We start from the raw sequence: 1,878 nt of genomic DNA, 5'->3' as shown, positions 1-1,878 counted from the left end.
CTCCTTTGATCAAAGCGGGTTACTGATACCCAGCGTACCTGATACGCTGAGTATCGTGAACATCCTGCAGGCAGAACCCGCCGGGCCGGCCCATGCCGCCGACGGTGGCCCCCGTCCAGCGACGCCCGGCGCCAGCAGCGCACCCGGCAGCGCATCCGTCGATGGACGCGCCTCCCGCTGGCAGTCGCATCGGGAGGAACGGCGCCGCGAGCTGATCAAATCCGCGCGAAAGGCCGTGCACGTGCTCGGCAGCGAAGCGTCAATGGAGGACATCGCCACGGCCGCAGGAACCTCGAAGTCCGTCTTTTACCGCTACTTCGGCGATAAGGCCGGCCTTCAGCAGGCGGTGGGCGAAGTGGTCCTGAACCAGATGCAGCGGCGGATCCAGGAAGCCGCGCAGAGCGCCCAGACCCCGCGGGAAGGGCTCTACGCCATGGTCTCCGCCTACCTGCAGATGGCGGAGACCAGCCCGAACGTCTACACCTTTGTTACCCGCTACGCGCCGGGCGACGCCGAGAGCCACAACGGCTCAATTGCGGCGGCGGGCGCGCTGGGGCATTTCTTCGACGCGATCAGCGAGATGATCGCGCTGCCCATGCGGACCCTGCTGCGGGCCGCGCCGGGCAAGGACGCCATGATCGGCTACTGGCCGAACGCCGCTATCGGGCTGGTCCGGAATGCCGGCGAACAGTGGCTGGCGAGCCCCGACTCCCCCGCCAAGCCCGGCCAGGAAGCGATGGCCCGCCAAATCACGGACTGGCTCTGTTTCGGCGTCGCGCCCGAGCTCCAGGACCCGCCGGTGCCGTAATCCACCGCTCCCGGACAACCCCCGTGCCAGAACCACAGCCCCAGAACCACAGTGTCAGCGCCAACGAAGGAATCGACATGACTGAACTAGCCGACCGCCCTGCGGAGCCCACCACCTCCCCGGCCCTCTCGCCAAGGACTTCACCGGGCGCCCGGGCAACCGGAACCAAGACCGCAGCCGGAACACCCGCCGTCGACGTCGCCGCGCTCGGCGAACAGCTGCTGGGCAAGTGGGCCGCGGTCCGCCGGCAGGCACGGGAACTGGCCGGCCGACCGGAGCTGCACAAGACCGAGGGTCTCCCCCACACCGAGCACCGCGAGCGTGTCTTCGGCCAGCTGAAGATCCTCGTGGACAACGGCGCCGTGCACCGCGCCTTCCCGGTGGCGGTCGGTGGCGGGGACGAACACGGCGCGAATGTTGCCGGCTTCCAGGAACTGGTCATCGCCGACCCCTCGCTGCAGATCAAGGCCGGTGTGCAGTGGGGCCTGTTCGGTTCCGCGGTGAACCACCTCGGCACCGAGGAGCACCACACGCAGTGGCTGCCCGGCATCATGAACCTGGACATCCCCGGCTGCTTCGCCATGACCGAGACCGGCCACGGCTCGGACGTCGCCAGTATCGCCACCACCGCCACCTACGACCCCGCCACCGCCGAATTCGTGGTGCACACCCCCTTCCGCGCGGCCTGGAAGGACTACATCGGCAATGCGGCTTTGGACGGCCTGGCCGCCGTCGTCTTCGCCCAGCTGATCACCAACGGCGTCAACCACGGCGTGCACGCGTTCTACATGCAGTTGCGCGACCCGGAGACCAAGGAATTCCTGCCCGGCATCGGCGGCGAGGACGACGGCGTCAAGGGCGGCCTGAACGGGATCGACAACGGGCGGCTGCACTTCACGCAGGTACGGATCCCGCGGACCAACCTGCTCAACCGGTACGGCAACGTTGACGCCGACGGCAGCTACAGCTCACCCATCGCCAGCCCGGGCCGCCGCTTCTTCACGATGCTGGGCACCCTGGTCCAGGGCCGGGTCTCACTCGACGGTGCCGCCGTGACCGCATCCAAGCTG

2 protein-coding genes are annotated in these 1,878 nt (G+C 68.4%); both read left to right on the top strand.

The features are described from left to right. Positions 1-22: 22 nt before the first annotated feature. Entirely contained in the window at positions 23-808 is a 786-nt protein-coding gene (locus AB4Y86_RS17885; RefSeq protein ID WP_441403498.1) for a TetR family transcriptional regulator, read from the top strand. Positions 809-885: 77 nt separating this feature from the next. Beyond that, a partial coding sequence (locus AB4Y86_RS17880) for an acyl-CoA dehydrogenase family protein (protein WP_441403497.1) occupies positions 886-1,878 on the top strand: 993 nt, incomplete at its 3' end.

The sequence above is a fragment of the Arthrobacter sp. 2YAF22_2 genome (assembly GCF_052114645.1).
In the GTDB taxonomy this organism is placed as follows: Bacteria; Actinomycetota; Actinomycetes; order Actinomycetales; family Micrococcaceae; genus Arthrobacter.
This window is presented reverse-complemented; position numbering and strand designations above follow the sequence as displayed.